The organism is Hyphomicrobium sp., assembly GCF_035572195.1.
In the GTDB taxonomy this organism is placed as follows: domain Bacteria; phylum Pseudomonadota; class Alphaproteobacteria; order Rhizobiales; family Hyphomicrobiaceae; genus Hyphomicrobium_B.
Genome location: NZ_DATNBA010000012.1, coordinates 1 through 17157 on the forward strand (window position 1 = coordinate 1; position 17157 = coordinate 17157).

Annotated in this window: 13 protein-coding genes; 5 read left to right on the plus strand and 8 right to left on the minus strand. The window is 58.5% G+C overall.

The window, feature by feature from the left end; all coding sequences use genetic code 11:
- The 3 genes from VN623_RS01430 to VN623_RS01440 all read right to left on the minus strand — a co-directional run.
- On the minus strand, positions 1 to 6037 hold a 6037-nt coding region (locus VN623_RS01430; protein WP_325567363.1), incomplete at its 3' end, for a HAMP domain-containing protein.
- Between the two features lie 312 nt (positions 6038 to 6349).
- On the minus strand, positions 6350 to 6880 hold the full coding sequence (locus tag VN623_RS01435) for a sigma-70 family RNA polymerase sigma factor (RefSeq protein WP_325567365.1): 531 nt from the start codon (positions 6878 to 6880) through the stop codon (positions 6350 to 6352).
- The gene (locus VN623_RS01440) at positions 6877 to 7227 is read right to left on the minus strand and encodes a NepR family anti-sigma factor (RefSeq protein WP_325567367.1); all 351 of its coding nucleotides are present in this window, start codon (positions 7225 to 7227) and stop codon (positions 6877 to 6879) included. Before VN623_RS01440 ends, VN623_RS01435 begins: the two co-directional genes overlap by 4 nt.
- A gap of 108 nt (positions 7228 to 7335) precedes the next feature.
- On the opposite strand from VN623_RS01440, the gene VN623_RS01445 reads away from it, so the two are divergent.
- Positions 7336 to 8139: a response regulator gene (locus VN623_RS01445; RefSeq protein ID WP_325567369.1), complete on the plus strand. Its 804-nt coding sequence runs from the start codon at positions 7336 to 7338 to the stop codon at positions 8137 to 8139.
- Between the two features lie 43 nt (positions 8140 to 8182).
- On the opposite strand, the gene VN623_RS01450 is transcribed toward VN623_RS01445, so the two are convergent.
- The 3 genes from VN623_RS01450 to VN623_RS01460 form a co-directional block, all read right to left on the minus strand.
- Positions 8183 to 10363, minus strand: a complete 2181-nt coding sequence (locus VN623_RS01450; RefSeq protein WP_325567371.1) for a glycogen debranching N-terminal domain-containing protein — start codon at positions 10361 to 10363, stop codon at positions 8183 to 8185.
- A gap of 72 nt (positions 10364 to 10435) precedes the next feature.
- The gene (locus tag VN623_RS01455; RefSeq protein WP_325567373.1) at positions 10436 to 11524 is read right to left on the minus strand and encodes a glycosyltransferase family 4 protein; all 1089 of its coding nucleotides are present in this window, start codon (positions 11522 to 11524) and stop codon (positions 10436 to 10438) included.
- A gap of 159 nt (positions 11525 to 11683) precedes the next feature.
- Entirely contained in the window at positions 11684 to 12046 is a 363-nt protein-coding gene (locus VN623_RS01460) for a hypothetical protein (protein ID WP_325567375.1), read from the minus strand.
- Positions 12047 to 12281: 235 nt separating this feature from the next.
- Here VN623_RS01460 and VN623_RS01465 point away from each other — a divergent pair, with 235 nt between their 5' ends.
- A complete protein-coding gene (locus VN623_RS01465) occupies positions 12282 to 13307 on the plus strand; it encodes a dienelactone hydrolase family protein (protein ID WP_325567377.1) in 1026 nt (341 codons plus the stop codon).
- A 20-nt stretch (positions 13308 to 13327) separates the two neighbouring features.
- Here the strand turns inward: VN623_RS01465 and VN623_RS01470 are convergent, their stop codons facing one another.
- Together VN623_RS01470 and VN623_RS01475 are read right to left on the minus strand one after the other, a co-directional pair.
- The gene (locus tag VN623_RS01470; RefSeq protein WP_325567379.1) at positions 13328 to 13648 is read right to left on the minus strand and encodes a hypothetical protein; all 321 of its coding nucleotides are present in this window, start codon (positions 13646 to 13648) and stop codon (positions 13328 to 13330) included.
- Between the two features lie 5 nt (positions 13649 to 13653).
- A complete protein-coding gene (locus VN623_RS01475; protein WP_325567381.1) occupies positions 13654 to 14208 on the minus strand; it encodes a superoxide dismutase family protein in 555 nt (184 codons plus the stop codon).
- Positions 14209 to 14653: 445 nt separating this feature from the next.
- Between VN623_RS01475 and VN623_RS01480 the strand changes: the two genes are divergently transcribed.
- From VN623_RS01480 to VN623_RS01490, 3 genes are all read left to right on the plus strand, one after another.
- Positions 14654 to 15481, plus strand: a complete 828-nt coding sequence (locus VN623_RS01480) for a cytochrome b/b6 domain-containing protein (protein ID WP_325567384.1) — start codon at positions 14654 to 14656, stop codon at positions 15479 to 15481.
- A gap of 3 nt (positions 15482 to 15484) precedes the next feature.
- Positions 15485 to 16255: a molybdopterin-binding protein gene (locus VN623_RS01485; protein WP_325567385.1), complete on the plus strand. Its 771-nt coding sequence runs from the start codon at positions 15485 to 15487 to the stop codon at positions 16253 to 16255.
- A gap of 152 nt (positions 16256 to 16407) precedes the next feature.
- The gene (locus VN623_RS01490; protein ID WP_325567387.1) at positions 16408 to 16761 is read left to right on the plus strand and encodes a DUF427 domain-containing protein; all 354 of its coding nucleotides are present in this window, start codon (positions 16408 to 16410) and stop codon (positions 16759 to 16761) included.
- Positions 16762 to 17157 lie beyond the last annotated feature (396 nt).

The window sequence follows — 17157 nt, forward strand, 5'->3', positions numbered from 1 at the left end:
CCATGAGCACAATCGAGACATCCGTAGAACTTAGTGTTTCTATTGCCTCGAGGCCGGTTGTGGCCGTCAGAACCTGCATACCGCGGCGTTCAAGCAGGCTGCTCAGCGCGAAAATATTTCTCGCGTCATCGTCGACCAGCAGAACCTTGCGGCCAAGAAGATAGTCGTCGGTGCCATGCAACCGCGACAGGAGCTTTTGCTTCTCTTCAGGCAATTCCGCGACGACGCGATGCAGAAATAGCGCAGTTTCGTCAAGCAGGCGCTCTGGCGATTCAACGCCTTTTACGACGACCGTGCGGGCCAGCTGCCTGATCTTCAGGTTTTCGTCGTTGGAGAGTTCGCGCCCCGTGAACACGACGACCGGGATGTCACGCATGTTCGCGTCGCCGCTCATGTACTCGAGAATCTCGAAACCCGACATATCCGGCAGCTTAAGATCGAGAACGACGCAATCAATTTGCGTCTGACCGAGGAGTTCAATTGCGGCTTTGCCATCTGCGGCCGTCAGTATCTCGATATCGTCGCTTTTCAGAAGCTCGGTGACGCTCATGCTTTCAATTGGATCATCTTCGACGATTAACAGCCGCTTGCGACCGGACGTGGAGAACTTGGCGATGTGCAGCAATGCCGATTTGAGATCTTTAGACTGCAATGGCTTCGTGAAGAATGAAAAGGCGCCTCTGGCGAGGCCGTGGTGGCGATCGTCGTCAAGCGTCACGACCTGAACCGGGATGTGCCGTGTCAGCGGGTTGTGTTTTAGCTGGCTGAGTACCGACCATCCCAAAATGTCGGGCAGATGGATATCGAGCGAAATGGCAGTCGGATTATAATCGGTCGCGAGCGTCAAGGCGTCGATGCCGCGCTGGCAGATGATGCCTTTCAAGCCGATTTCCCGTGCGGCATCCAAAAGAATGCGGGCGTAGTTCGCGTCGTCTTCGATAATGAGCAGCACCTGATCGCCGGCCACGATGCGATTGCGATCGTCGTCGATGGGTTCTGGTAGAGCGGTAATGGATTGCGCTTGGATCGCAGCCGAAATCGATTCGGACTTAGTCCGGCCTTCGCTCTGGGGGAAGGAATATTTCAGCGGAATGTAAAGTGTGAAAGTGCTGCCTTTACCGGGTTCGCTGCGAAGCTGAATCTCGCCACCCAGCAGATGCGCGAGTTCCCGGCTGATCGCCAGGCCGAGACCCGTGCCGCCGTACTTGCGGCTGGTGCTCGCGTCTGCCTGTTGGAAGGCCTCAAAGATCAACTTTTGCTTGTCGATCGGAATTCCTATTCCGGAATCTTCGACTTCAAAGGCGACCACGGTCGAGGCGGATGCGAGGATCCGATGATCCGGACTCCAAGTCATGTTCGCGGGCTTGATCGAGAAACGCACGTGACCTTGACCAGTGAATTTGAACGCGTTGGAAAGCAGGTTTTTCAAGACCTGCTGCAAGCGCTTCGAGTCGGTGTAGATGGTCCGGCCCAAGTCAGCATCGAAGGTCATTTCAAATGTCAAGCCACGTCGTTCGGCCTCGTGCCGGAACGGTCGCGCAATCGCTTCGAGAAGGCTGTTAAAGGCAATCTCCTCGGCATCGACAGATACCGTTCCCGATTCAATCTTCGAAAGATCGAGAATGTCGCTGATGAGATTCAAGAGATCTGTGCCGGCGCCGTGGATCGTACGCGCAAACTCGACCTGCTTGTCCGTCAGATTGTGGTCGGGATTGTCGCCGAGTTGCTGGCCAAGGATCAGGATGCTGTTCAGCGGCGTTCTGAGTTCGTGCGACATGTTCGCGAGGAACTCGGATTTGTAGCGGGACGTCAGCGCCAGCTCGGCGGCTTTTTCTTCCACCGCGCGACGGGCCTGATCGATTTCTTCGTTCTTGCGCTCGACTTCGACATTTCGCTCGGCCAGCTGCTGAGCCTTCTGCGCCAACTCTTCGTTGGTCTTCTGCATCGCCTTCTGCTGGTCCTGAAGCTCGGCGGCGAGTTCCTGAGATTGCGTAAGCAGGCCTTCGGTCTGCATCGTCGCTTCGATACTGTTCAAGACGATACCGATGCCGACGGTCAGCTGTTCAAGGAAGGTAAGGTGTGCAGGTTCGAGCTCGTTCAAGGAGCTTAGAGAAATCACGGCCTTGATTTGATCTTCAAAGGTGATTGGCAGAACGATGACGCTACGCGGCAGGGCTTTGAACACGACTGCATCGATGGCTACGGACGACTGAGGAACATCGGTTATAAGTCTGCGCTGTTTTTCAATGGCGCACTGCCCAATGAGCCCTGATCCGAGTTCGAGTCGATCCGGATATCCCGCCCCGACATTATCGGCGTATTTCGCCAAAAGCTTCAACTGCGTCCCGGTCGTCGCATCGAATTGATAGATGACGCCCTGGTGCGCATTGACGAGCGGCACGAGTTCGGAAAGCAGCTTTTTGCCGACCGTCACAAGGTCACGCTGACCCTGAAGCATGCTCGTGAAGCGGGCGAGGTTGGTCTTCAGCCAATCTTGTTCGGTATTGCGCTCCGTGGTGAGACGGAGATTGTCGATCATCGTGTTGATGTAGTCTTTGAGTTCGGCGACCTCGCCGCGCGCCTCAACCTGGACCGATCGCGTCAGGTCGCCCTTCGTCACCGCGGTCGCGACTTCGGCGATGGCGCGCACCTGGTTGGTGAGATTGTCGGCGAGCAGATTGACGTTGCCGGTCAGGTCTTTCCAGGTCCCGGCGGCACCGGGCACGTTGGCTTGCCCACCTAGGCGCCCCTCGACGCCGACTTCGCGCGCAACCGTCGTCACCTGGTCGGCGAAGAGCGCCAGCGTATCCGTCATGTCGTTGATCGTTTCGGCAAGTGCCGCGACTTCGCCCTTCGATTTGACCGTGAGCTTCGGCTTCAGATCGCCTTCGGCAACGGCCGTCACGACTTTCACGATGCCGCGCACCTGCTCGGTCAGGTTTGCGGCCATGACGTTGACGGTGTCGGTCAGGTCTTTCCAGGTCCCGGCGACGCCGGGCACCTGTGCCTGTCCGCCGAGCTTGCCTTCGGTGCCGACTTCGCGGGCAACGCGCGTCACTTCGGAGGCGAAGCCGTTCAGCTGATCGACCATCGTATTGATGGTGTTTTTCAGCTCGAGGATTTCGCCTTTCACGTCGACGGTGATCTTGCGCGAAAGGTCGCCGCGGGCCACGGCCGTCGTCACTTCGGCGATGTTGCGGACCTGGGTAGTAAGGTTAGCGGCAAGCAGGTTGACGTTATCCGTCAGGTCTTTCCAGGTGCCGCCGACACCGGGAACGACGGCCTGTCCGCCGAGGCGGCCTTCGGTGCCGACTTCGCGGGCGACGCGCGTCACCTCGGCGGCGAACGAGCGAAGCTGCTCGACCATCGTGTTCAAGGTCTCTTTCAGCAGCAGGATTTCGCCGCGCACGTCGACGGTGATTTTCTTCGACAAGTCGCCGCTGGCGATCGCCGTCGCCACCTCGGCGATATTGCGGACCTGTGCCGTCAGGTTGCCGGCCATGAAGTTGACGTTGTCGGTCAGGTCTTTCCACGTGCCTGCAACGCCCGACACTTGTGCCTGTCCGCCGAGTTTGCCCTCGGTGCCGACCTCGCGGGCAACGCGCGTCACTTCGGAAGCAAAGGCATTGAGCTGATCGACCATCGTATTGATGGTGTTCTTGAGCTCGAGGATTTCGCCTTTAACGTCGACGGTGATCTTGCGCGAGAGATCGCCGCGGGCCACGGCCGTCGTGACTTCCGCGATGTTGCGAACCTGCGCCGTTAAATTCGACGCCATCGAGTTGACGTTATCGGTCAGATCTTTCCAAGTGCCGGCCACGTCGGGGACGGCGGCCTGGCCGCCGAGCTTGCCGTCGGTGCCGACCTCGCGCGCCACGCGGGTCACCTCGCCGGCGAAGCGGTTCAGCTGATCGACCATCGTGTTGAGTGTTTCTTTGAGCTGCAGGATCTCGCCTTTGACGTCGACGGTGATCTTGCGCGACAGGTCGCCGCCGGCGATGGCGGTCGCCACTTCGGCGATGTTACGCATCTGGGCCGTCAAGTTTCCGGCCATCGAGTTGACGCTGTCGGTCAAGTCTTTCCAGGTGCCCGCCACACCCGGTACTTCGGCTTGACCGCCGAGCTTGCCGTCGGTGCCGACTTCGCGGGCAACACGCGTCACCTCGGCGGCAAAGGCGTTGAGCTGATCGACCATCGTGTTGATGGTTTCGGCTAGCTGCAGGATTTCGCCGGAGACATTGACAGTAATCTTTTTCGACAGATCGCCCTGCGCCACGGCGGTCGCGACTTCCGCGATGTTGCGCACCTGTCCGGTTAAGTTCGAGGCCATCGAGTTGACGCTGTCGGTCAGATCTTTCCACGTGCCGGCGACGCCTCGCACGACGGCTTGGCCGCCGAGCTTGCCCTCGGTGCCGACTTCTCGGGCAACGCGCGTGACTTCGCCGGCGAAGGCGTTGAGCTGATCGACCATCGTGTTGATGGTTTCCTTCAGCTCCAAGACCTCGCCGCGCACGTCGACGTCGATCTTCTTCGACAAGTCGCCATTGGCGATCGCGGTCGACACTTCGGCGATGTTTCGAACCTGCGTCGTCAAATTCGAGGCCATCGAGTTGACGCTGTCGGTCAGATCCTTCCACGTGCCGGCAACGCCGCGCACGTCGGCTTGTCCGCCGAGGCGGCCTTCGGTGCCGACCTCGCGGGCGACGCGCGTCACTTCGGAAGCAAAGCCGTTCAGCTGATCGACCATCGTATTGATGGTTTCCTTCAGCTGCAGGATTTCTCCAGAGACGTTCACCGTGATCTTTTTCGACAAGTCGCCATTGGCGATCGCGGTCGCGACCTCGGCAATGTTGCGCACCTGCGCGGTGAGGTTGCCCGCCATCGAGTTAACGTTGTCGGTCAGATCCTTCCACGTACCCGCGACGCCGGGCACGGTCGCCTGCCCGGCCAGCCGGCCTTCGGTGCCGACTTCGCGGGCAACGCGCGTCACTTCCGAAGCAAAGCCATTGAGCTGATCGACCATCGTGTTGATGGTGTTTTTCAGTTCGAGGATTTCGCCTTTCACGTCGACGGTGATCTTGCGCGAAAGGTCACCGCGGGCCACGGCCGTCGTCACTTCGGCGATGTTGCGGACCTGGGTAGTAAGGTTAGCGGCAAGCAGGTTGACGTTATCCGTCAGGTCTTTCCACGTGCCACCGACACCGGGAACGACGGCCTGTCCGCCGAGGCGGCCTTCGGTGCCGACTTCGCGGGCGACGCGCGTCACCTCGGCCGCGAACGAGCGAAGCTGCTCGACCATCGTGTTGATGGCTTCCTTGAGCTGCAGAATTTCGCCGCGCACGTCGACGGTGATTTTCTTTGACAGGTCGCCGTTGGCGACGGCGATCGTGACTTCGGCGATATTGCGCACCTGCCCCGTCAGGTTTGAGGCCATCGAGTTAACGCTTTCGGTCAAATCCTTCCAAACACCGGTCACTTCCCGGATTTGGGCCTGACCGCCGAGCTTGCCGTCGGTGCCGACTTCGCGCGCCACGCGCGTAACTTCGGACGTGAACACCGAAAGCTGCTTGATCATTGTGTTAACGATCGTGGCGGAGCGTAAGAATTCTCCTTTGAGCGGCCGGCCGTTCACATCAAGCCGCATAGGTTGCAGCAAGTCACCTTGCGCCACGGCCTCAATGGTTCGTGTCACTTCGGTTGTTGGCTGGAGGAGGTCGTCGATCAGGGAATTAACCGACTGCTCCATCTCACCCCATGCGCCGTTAGTGATCCCGAGCGTCATGCGCTGGTTAGTGATGCCTTCCTTGCCGACCACTTCGCCGACACGATGAAGCTGATCCGCCATGCGCTGATTGCTGGCGATGATGTCGTTGAAGGCGTCGGCAATCTTGCCCGGTAGGCCGTCCCAATCGCCGCGGAGGCGAACACTGAAGTCTCCGGCTTTAACGGCCTGCAGCTTCTGGAGGATTTCGACAAGCACAGCGTTGGGAGCATTCAGAAAGCGATCGGCTCCGGCGGCGCTGAGCTGCTCCGACATGAAAGACTCCCCTCGAGACGTACGTAAACACCAACTAACGCAGTGGCTGCCGGAAAAGTTCCAACTGCTTCGATGATCGGACTTGCCTCACTACTTACGAATATCCGGATGACCTCGCCCGATCTGTGGGCGAGGAGATTGGCGCTGGTTGGTTCGTGAGCCGCGAGTTATCGCCAGCGGCGTACCAAATGCTCAGCGACGGTGGCCGAAAATTGGCTTTTTCCAAGGCATATCAAACATTCGGCGATCTCTTCGAGTGTTTGCCCGCGACGCAGAGAGGTAAATTGTGAAATCGCCTGTCAAAGTCGTGGACTAGCGGCTTGTCGAAGTTTTGGCCGGCCGAAGTTCGTCGGCTTTATGGTGATTGGTAGTTTCGTCGACGAGCCGACTTCGTGCGCGGTTCACCCGGCTTTTCATCGTTCCGACGGCACAGCCGCAAACGCGCGCCGCGTCCTCATAAGAAAATCCTTCCGCGGTTATCAGTAGGAGCGCTTCGCGGTGATCGGGCGAAAGGCGCATCAGGGCCGACCGCATGTCATCGAATTCGAGATGCATCAATTGCGTCGCCGGAACGCTGGCGTTCATGGCGGCTTGATCTTCATCAAGTTCCTCACGTTGAGACTTACGGTAGTGCGTGAAAAACGTGTTGCGCAGAATAGTAAACAGCCACGCCTTGAGATTTGAACCCGGGACGAAGGACTGCTTGTGCGACCATGCTTTCAGCAAGGTTTCCTGCACGAGATCATTGGAAAGGCTCGAATCGCCGCTCAGCGAGTGTGCAAAGGCTCGCAAATTCGGGATCGCCTTTATCAACTCGTCGCCGAAGCCGGGGTTTTCTGTCACTCGGACCGCTCCTTGTTCTCAAGCTGGCGAATAAGCTCAAGAAGTTGACCAGGGACCGGCTCACGCACCAACTTCGCATACATGGCACGCATGCGTTCACCGATGAGCTGCGCGGCGGTTCCAGGCAGATGCGCCACTTCAGACCGTTGAATCTCCGATATGATCGGATCACCCTCGGTTTCGACTAAAGAAATTCCGTCTGGCGCGGCGAGGCCTTGCTGCATAATGGGCATGATGAAAAGCTCGATCGTGAGTGATTTGGGGCTGCGCCTCGCCTTCGAAAATACCCATTTTCGTCGCAACATTCCGCGGGGCGATCGGGTCGTTACAAAGCGAACGTCACCCACTGAAAATGGTTCCTGCGATGGGAACTTCTCCAATTTTAATACGTTTGGGTTCCGGAGCAGTTTGGCGGGTGGCCTTTGGGAGGCCGCCGGCTCGGGAGGTGCAGTGTAATGTCGATTTCGCAAACAATCCGTCCGCATTTGCCCTACCTACGGCGGTTTGCGAGGACACTGAGCGGCAGTCAGGAGGCGGGCGACGCCTATGTCGCCACCTTGCTGGAAGGTTTGATTGCTACTCCTTCGGACTTCGCGACCGACTTGCCGCCGCGGGTGAGCCTTTACCACCTCTTCTTGCGCGTCTGGAACTCGGTAAGATTGACGGGTGGTGGCGAGCAAGACGACCATGGATCGCTGGCCGTGGCGGAGCGGCGGATCAATTCGATCAGTTCATTGCCGCGACAAGCGTTCTTGCTAGTGGCGGTCGAGGGATTCACGGCAGCGGAAGCCGCACGCATTCTCGAAGTCAGCGAGAAGGATGTTGAAAGCCTTCTCGATATTGCCGGCCAGGAGATAGCCCATCAAGTGGCCACCAACATTCTCATCATCGAGGATGAACTGTTGATTGCGATGGACCTGGAGACGATCGTCGGCAGTCTCGGCCACACGGTCCAGGACGTCGCGACGACCAAAGGAGAAGCGCTTGCCGCCGTCAAACGCCGTAAGCCCGGACTCATTCTGGCGGACGTAAAACTTGCCGACGGCAGCAGTGGGCTCGATGCGGTGAGGGAGATCGTCGCGAAGCACGAAATCCCGATCATCTTCATCACAGCCTATCCGGAAAAGGTTCTGACCGGTGAGCGCCCGGAGCCGACTTTTTTGATCTCCAAGCCATTCCAGCGCGAGACGGTCATGGCCATCATCAGCCAGGCTCTGTTCTTCGACACCAAGGCACATTTGCGGACAGCCGCGGCTTAGCGCTAGACGCAGGCCGCGTAGAGGTCTCACTGTCTGGCTTAGCTCACGCCATAATGACCTTGGCCCCGGCGCGGGAGTCAGTAACTTCGGCAACGACGGCGCCGTTTCTGCGGTGCACGATAAAGTCGGCCGAGCCGCATCCGATGTGCATATTCTTGATCGATATCGTTCCCGCTCTCGGCGACAGGTAAGGAGAGTTGAGCGTCAGCGTGCGCGTCGCGGCATCGATGTCGAAGCCCAGCATCGAACTCAGGATGTGAAACAAGGCACCGCTCGACCAAGCCTGCGGCGAGCACGCAACGGGGTACAAAACCGGGGCGCGACCGCTGCGCCGCCGGAATCCACAAAACAGTTCCGGCAGCCGGCGCTGGTCCATCGTTAGTGCCGCGTCGAGGAGGCCGTCGAAAATCGGTTCGATGTCCCGCTTAAATCCGTAACGCGCAAAGCCCGCGGCGATCATTGAATTGTCGTGAGGCCAGATCGATCCGTTATGATACGACATGGGATTATAACGCGATTCCGACGTCGCGATCGTGCGGATACCCCACCCGGAAAAGAAGTTGGGCTTCAAAATCTGACCGACCACGCTGGCGGCACGATCGTTTGAAGCGATGCCGGTGCACAGGGCGTGACCGGCGTTGCTCGATCGAACACCCACCGGCTTTTTGTTGCCATCGAGTGCGACGGCGTAAAAGCCGATATCTTCGCACCAGAAGTGGCGCTCGAAATTCTGCTGCAACGTTGCTGCTTGTTCCAAAAGTTCCGTGGCTCGGCTACCGAGTCCAAGGTCTGAAGCCATACGCGCCGCCGCGACTTTCGCCGCGTAAACGTATCCCTGAACCTCGACGAGGGCGATTGGACCAGTGGCCAAGCTGCCGTCGCAATTGAAAATGGCGTCGTGGCTGTCTTTCCAGCCTTGGTTGGAGAGCCCACGATCTGTTTCCCGCGCGTACTCGACGAAACCGTCGCGGTCGGGATCGCCGGGTCCGTCGATCCACTCGAGCGCCCGCACGACCGACGGCCATATTTCGCGAAGGAACGTTTTATCGCCGGTCGCCGCGATGTAAGCGCCGGCGACGACAATGAAGAGTGGCGTCGAGTCGACGCTGCCGTAGTAGAGACCGAAAGGTATTTCACGCAGCGCCGCCATTTCGCCGTCACGCATTTCGTGCAGGATCTTGCCTGGTTGCGCATCTGCGTCGGCGTCGAAGTCATGCGCTTGAAACCGCGCCAGCCGGCGCAGCACGCCGCGCGCGAGCAATGGATCGAGCCAGAGAATTTGTAGTGCAGTCACTAAGGCATCGCGCCCGAACGTCGTCGAATACCAGGGCGTGCCGGCGTAGGGATAGGGCCCGTCATCGGTATTCGTCGTCAGCAAACGTAGGTCGGCCAGCGATTTCTTGAGAACGGAATCGAGCTCGGGGTTTGAAACATCGACGCTCGTAGTTCCGACCTCCGCACGCCGCAACGATCGGTGCGCGTCCCGCAAGCCTTTCAAATAGGAACACGCCGGTGAGGATCGGCCGGTCTCGGCGGTGCCGCTGAAAAACAACGTCGCAGTGGCTTTATGGGGGAGGTCGAGACGATAGAGCGCCGCCGTTTCCTTCAACGCCGACGGCTGCGGCTCGAAGCGAATTGCCGTCTGGCGCGTGACGCCATCCAATCCCGCATAGGCAAAGTTGACCGAATGCGCCGATTGCACCGTGCGCTCGACCGTGCCGCGCTTGTCGCGCCGCATGCCGCGCACTTCAAAAATATCGGCAAAGTCGCAATCGAAGATGATCGTTACGGAAAGTTTCAGGTCGGCGCTGCTGTGATTTGTAAATAGCAGCCGCTGGTGGATTGCACCGTCGCGGACGTAACTCGTTCGGAAAACGTGGATGGCGTCCTTGTGCAGCCAGAGCTCGCCGTCAGCATAAACGTCGGGATTGGTCAGATCGCTGCAAAGCTGAACATCGGTCTTATCCACTGCCGAACCAAGCAGTAGCGGCGCGCTTCGCGCCATCAGAAGTTCGAGGCGGGACAGATAGCGCGTATCTTTGAAAAACAATCCGTCGCTTGTACTGCCGAGCGCACCGATGTCGCCGTGGGTATCGAGGACGGCAAAGGCATCGTCATGCTTCAGCGTCTGATGCGCCCGAGCTGAGCCGTCTGTCGCCGCAATGAGGAATTCCTCTTCCTCATTGTCATGTTCGAGACTGTGCAGGTTCGGCGCGCGGGCCATAGATATTTTCCTTCAAAACGCGCCGTAAGTGACGTAACTCGACACTCTCCTAAACGATGCTTGGGGCCTAGGTCAATTGACCGTCGTTTCGCGCGACGGCTTGAGATTGCTCGTGTGCATCTCTATCCGCGCCGTGGTCGCGAACGAGTGCGCATAGAGGGCCAGGTAAGATTTCGCCATCCTCGTTGCGGTGAACCGCTCGTCGAACTGACGGCGAACCCGATGACGATCGAGGGCGAGTAGGCGAGGGATCGTCGCGATAGCACTCTCGACGCTATTGACGACGTAACCGGTAATGCCCTCGTCGACGACTTCCCGAACGGAGCCGTGATCGAACGCGAGGACCGGAGTGCCGCACGCCATCGCCTCAATCATGACCATGCCGAAAGGTTCCGGCCAATCGATGGGGAACAAAAGTGCCGAAGCCTCACCGAGAAACTTTGCTTTTTCGCGGTCGCTGATCTCTCCGACGAAATGAATATCGTCACCGTGAAGCAAGGGTTTGATTGCGGTTTCGAAGTAATCGACGTCGACGGCGTCGACCTTGGCTGCGATTTTGAGAGGAAAGCCGGCCGCGCGTGCAATCTCGATCGCTCGATCGAGACGCTTCTCGGGCGAGATGCGGCCAAGAAACGCGAGATACCCGCCGCGCGGTGTAAACGTAGGCTTATGCAAATGCTGTGGAATGCCATGGTAGACAGTTCCGGCGAAATTTGCGGATGGGATCGGATTGCGTTGCGCGTTGGAAATCGAAACCACGCCCATCTCGGGGAATGCGTGATAGAGCTGCTGCAGGTCGGGGAGATCCTGGCGGCCGTGCAATGTCGTCAGCGTTTTGCGTGCGACGGCGTGAAATATCGGAAAATGAAATTGGTCGATGTGGAAATGCAAAACATCGAATTTGGGCGCCATACGGCGCACCCGATCGAGCATCATCATATAGTAGGGAATTGGATCGCGGACGGCCGGGTTCAAGCGCAGGGCTTCTTTGCAGCAGGGAACTAGTCGAGCCGACGTGATCGAGTCACCGCTTGCAAAAAGCGTCACGTCATGACCCTGAGCGACGAGTTCTTCGGTAAGATACGAGACGACGCGTTCCGTGCCTCCGTAGAACTTCGGTGGAACGCTCTCGATCAACGGCCCAACTTGCGCGATTTTCATGGATGTCCTTCCCGGCCACAAGCAGATCAACGCCGTTGGACGGAGATTGTTCCGAAGATCGCCGATGCCAACCGTCAGCGGACGGAAAGACGCAGCCTGGACGCGAAAAATGGACGGGCTTTCACCCGTCCAACCAACGTCTTCTGTTTGCGTGAGAAGTTAGTATCGGTCGGTCGGCGGCATCGGTTTAGGAGCCGGTTTTGCCGCACCTGATTCACCCGGCGAAGCGCCGCTGCCAGAAGAACTCTTCACGAGACCGTTGTTGCACGCCGTCATCCACTCGTTTGCGTCGATGGTCGTGTCGCCATCAGGATTGGCCGCTTTGAAGTCGGTGACGTAAGGCGCACTTTGCGATTCAGTCAGGCCCTTGGCGTTGGTCGGATTGGCCTGCTGCCACAAATTCGTACATTCGCTTTGACTGAGGCGCATCGCAGAATCCGGCGACTTCGTGGCAGCGCCTGCGATTGCCACGTTCGCAAAAATTGCCGCCGCTCCGGCGACAGCAAGTGTAATGCACTTCATGGTCATTACCTCCAAGACATTATCTGATTGCATCGAAAGAGCCTGAATTCATGCGGCTCAACGCTCATTTTGTGACGTGGCCGCGCGTAACTGCACGGTCGATAAACCGCCGGTCGAGGTGCAAGTTCCTCGGTTTTCACGTCGTCCCTGAACAACTGCACGGGGCCGCTTGACGCGAGGAAAGTAGCGGGGTCCAATGCTGCGGCGCAGCGCATGCCAACGGGGATTGATCTACATGAGCGACGCACGGGGAATTTTGCTGGCCCGAACAGCGGGCCAAGCAACTCTACTCATGCTTTTTCTGACGATCGGCTTGACGGTTCTGTCTCGATCGTCATCGGCCACCGAGCATGAATTCGGTGCCTTCGGCCCAGAGGGTTCGCGCATGCGCGAGCAGCTTTGGGTGCTGCCGAGCGGCGAAGCCGGCCGGGACATGCGCGCTACGGTCTTCCGGCCCAAGGGCGACGCGTCGGGGACGGAGAAGCGGCGTCCCCTGGTTGTCATCAATCACGGCACCGATGAGATGACACGGCTCGCTGTTTCAATGCCAGTCTACTACTGGCTATCGCGCTGGTTTGTTGAACGCGGTTACGTTGTCGTGCTGCCGCAGCGTCGCGGACATGGCGCGACCGGCGGACCACTCTCTGAGTCGATCGGAACGTGCGAGCACCCCGATCATTACGCCTCGGGTATGGTCGCGGCTGATGATATTGCCGCCGCCGTCAATTACATGACAAAGCAACCGTTCGTCGCTTCCGATGGCGCCGTCGTCGTTGGAATGTCGACGGGGGGGTGGGCGTCTCTGGCCCTTGCGGCTCGCAACCTTCCGCAAGTGCAGGCCATCGTCAATTTTGCCGGCGGCCGCGGCGGTCACGCGTATGGAGAGCCAAACGCCATCTGCGGAACGGAAGAATTGCTTGCAGCCGCACGCGCCTATGGGACTCATGCGCGCGAGCCAACGATCTGGTTCTATGCGAAAAACGATTCCTATTTCGGACCCAAACTTGCGAAGAGCTTGGCGCAGGTATGGAGCGAGGCCGGAGGTAGCGTCGAGGAACATATCTTGCCGCCCTACGGTGTCGAGGGTCACACGATTGCCGATGATCGGCGCGGTTGGGACCTCTGGGGCGCGAGCCTGCAAAGCTTCCTAACGCGCGCCAGGGAGAACGCCGGAAGCAGTGTCAAGATCGCATCCGATCCCGCGGCGCGACCCGCAACCTCAATCATCGAGACATCGACGTTGCAAACGCATTCGGAATAGTTGCGGCTCATCGGCGGCGATCACTTCGGCTGAATGCTCTGATCGCCGCCCGGTTCGCCCGGCGGAATGATCACCGGCATCTTGTCGCCGGTTTTGGCTGGCGCGCCCCTATTCATTTTAGGATCGATGTCGTGGGGCGGCTTTAACACGCCCTCGTTCTCGTCGAGCTTCTTGCTCAACGGTACGCCGGACGATTTATCGCCAGGTGTTGGCGCGGCTTCCGGCTTGGCGTTTTCGGGGGCTGACGGCGGCGCCGGCGTCTGGGCGAACGATGTTGCTGACCAAGCCGCCACCAGTGTCAGGGCGAAGATCGGTCGCAACAAAATCCTAGCGTGACGCATTGCATTCATTCCTTCGGTACTACGCCGCAGGCGATGCGCCCCATGCCGCCGCCGTTCTCCGGATGATCGGTGTAGTTGTCGCCGCCTGCGTGGATGAGAAGCGCGCGGCCGCTGACGTCAGCAAGGGTGAGATGCGGGGCAGTGACGACCACGTTCACGCCCTTGTCCGTCGCGGTCAAGAAAGGAAGGTCGCCTTTGTGTCCTTCGCGCATCGGCCCGGCGTGCGTTTTGGTTGCTGCGGGATCATAATGACCGCCTGCGGCGAGCGCGGCTGTCGGCTTTCCGTCTTTCGTTCCCGGGCTGCAGTCGCCTTTATCGTGCAGATGGAAGCCGTGCTCGCCAGCCGGAATGCCGGTAAGGTCGACCTTGAACGACAGTCCTTTTTGCTTCTGCTCGATGACGATCGTGCCAATCTTGTCGCCGATGCCGGCGGCGGTAACACTATTGATGTCGACGGTCAGCTCTTTGGCGGTCGCAGATGTTGCCCACAAACCGGTCAAGGTAGTGACCGTCAAAAGTGCCAAAACCTGTTTGCCGACGGATACTGTCAAATGCTTCATCCTGCTCTCCTCCTGCGCCCACATCCCATTCAACCGGCGATGCAGAGCGAAAGTTCCTATTCAATGGCTCGATGCCTTCGGTGTTGGTGCGCGATTCATTACAAATTGGCCACGGAAATGATCGCGGCGCGATTATGTTGCCGCATTGTGAAACCGAACGCCGACTTCTCGGTAAAAGCTAGGCCACAGCATGCACACTCCCTCAGTGCAACTGCCCCCAATGCTGTGGCGGAAAGGGAGCACCCCGGTACTACAGGGGTCGGGGTGACTCCACTTTTCTTCTCCTGGCCTATCCACCGAGCCAGACCATTTGGCCGTAACCGGGCCGGTGTGCATTCCGTCACAATGAATTTTACAAGAAGCTGAAACACTTGCAGCAGGGCCGACGTATAGTCCGACGTCGCGCCACGGGCGACGCACTTCGACCTCTCAACGGAAGATCGGCATGGACGCTGAGAACAAGGCGATTGGCGAAAGCGTCATTTTCCGGCATGCGCTTGTCGTGCGCCTCACTCATTGGGTCAACGTGCTGTGCTTGCTCGTGCTACTGATGAGCGGCCTGCAAATCTTCAATGCTCATTCGCGTCTCTATTTCGGGAACAATTCAGTCCCCGAGAACGCGGTGCTGGTGATGCGCGCGGCGCAAAAGGCTGACGGAACGCCGGTCGGCCTGACGACCATCGGCAACACGACCTTTGATACGACCGGCGTGCTTGGTTTGTCGACAAGCGCCGGCGGTCAACTGGAGGCGCGGGGGTTTCCAAGCTGGATCACCTTGCCATCATACCGTGACCTCGCCACGGGGCGACGCTGGCATTTCTTCTTCGCTTGGGCTTTTGTTCTGAACGGCCTCGCGTATCTCGCATACTCGCTCTGGAGCGGACACATAAAGCGCGATCTTGCTCCGTCGCGACCGCAATTGCGAAATATCGGTCATGACATTCTCGAGCACATCAGGTTGAGATTCCCCAAAGGCGAAGAGGCGAAGCACTACAACGTTCTTCAGAAGCTCGCTTATCTCGCGGTTATTTTCGTACTGCTGCCGCTTGTCGTATTGACGGGACTGACGATGTCGCCGGGGCTCGACGCGGCGTTTCCGTTTCTCGTGGAGGTATTCGGGGGACGACAGTCGGCGCGCACGATCCATTTCCTCTGCGCGACGGGTATTGTGCTGTTCGTCATCATCCATGTCGGGATGGTGCTGGTGTCGGGCGTTTGGAACAACATGCGCTCGATGATCACCGGGCGCTATCGCATCGAGCCGGCGGAGTAACCGATGAGTGCTCAATCTGGACTGAACCGCCGAGGTTTTCTGACACGCATTTCGGCGGCCGGCGGGGCCCTCCTCCTCGGCGGTTGCGATCAGCTTTCGCAATCACCGACGTTTCGCGACATTCTGGGCAAAGCCGAAGGCGCGACACAGCGTGTGCAACGCTTCGTGCTCTCACATCGATCCATGGCGCGCGAATTCAGCGAAAGCGAGCTATCGAAGCATTTCAAGGCCAACGGCTCGATCAACGTTGAGGATGCGTCCTATCAGACCATGGTGCGCGACGGTTTCGCGAACTGGCGGCTGAAGATTGACGGCCTCGTCGAACGCCCGACATCGTTGAGCCTAGATGAACTTCGCCGTTTACCGTCGCGCACGCAGATCACGCGCCACGATTGCGTCGAAGGCTGGAGCGCCATCGGGAAATGGAAAGGCGCCCAACTTGGCCCGCTGTTGCAGAGTGTCGGTCTGAAGCCTAACGCGCGTTATCTGGTCTTTCATTGCGCCGATATGATGAGCCCTGGCGCGCCTTACTACGAGAGCATCGATCTGATCGATGCTTTCCATCCTCAGACCATTCTCGCCTATGATATGAACGAGCAGACGTTGCCGGTTCCGTATGGCGCACCACTGCGGCTGCGTGTCGAGCGGCAACTCGGTTACAAGATGGCGAAATACGTGATGCGGATCGAGGCCGTCGCTAGCTTCTCGGCAATAGGTGGCGGCAACGGCGGATTTTGGGAAGACCGTGGCTACGAATGGTATGCCGGAATATGAGTGGGCATGCGTTTTGCCAAGCTCTGCAATGCATCGGGAAAATTCGGTCGAAGATGCAACCGGGATGGTGCAGATACGCGCGTCGGCACGTCATAGGGCGGCCTCGAGGCTGCCGACTTATGAGATTTAAAAAGCTGTGATTGGAGACGTCCGTGCCTGACCACCCGATTCACATCGTTCCGCACCCGGGGCGTCTGCGCGTGCTTTGGAATGGCAAAGTCGTCGCCGATACGATCGATGCTTTGACGCTCCACGAAGCATCGTATCCTGGCGTTCACTATATTCCGCGCGTGGACGTTGACATGACGTTGCTGACGGTATCGCCGTTAAAGACCCACTGTCCGTACAAGGGAGAGGCAAACTATTTTTCCATCGGCTCCGAAAGGGAGACGGCGCAGAATGCGATCTGGAGCTATGAAACGCCTAAACCCTCGGTCACAGAGATAGCGGGATATCTGGCATTTGATCCGAAGCATGTCGAGTTCGTAGAAGACAACTCCAGTTGAAGGGCGCCTTCAGCAGATCGATGGAACGATCGCCGGGGCTACGGCGTTAGCACAAACCTTTTCTGCGACCATCGGCATCGTGCGGCATCCGATCTTGAAATGCGCACGTAGGTTTTGAATAGCGTGCAGTCCGGTATCGACTTGGGCGATGCCGGATCATACAGAAGTTTGTGCGCGAAGATCATGAGGCGAACCGTCGAACGGACACGAACTTGTTAACTGAATATCCGGGCACCAAATCAAGAGCCCCATTCTAATGGGGCGACACAGGGCGAATGCCTACTGCTGGAATCCAGGGAGTAGAGTGAATGCGACAAAATTCTACGGCAGCGAAGAAAAACGCTGTTGGCGGACGACGGCCCACTCGCGAAAAGGCTCTTGCTGAACGACTTTTTG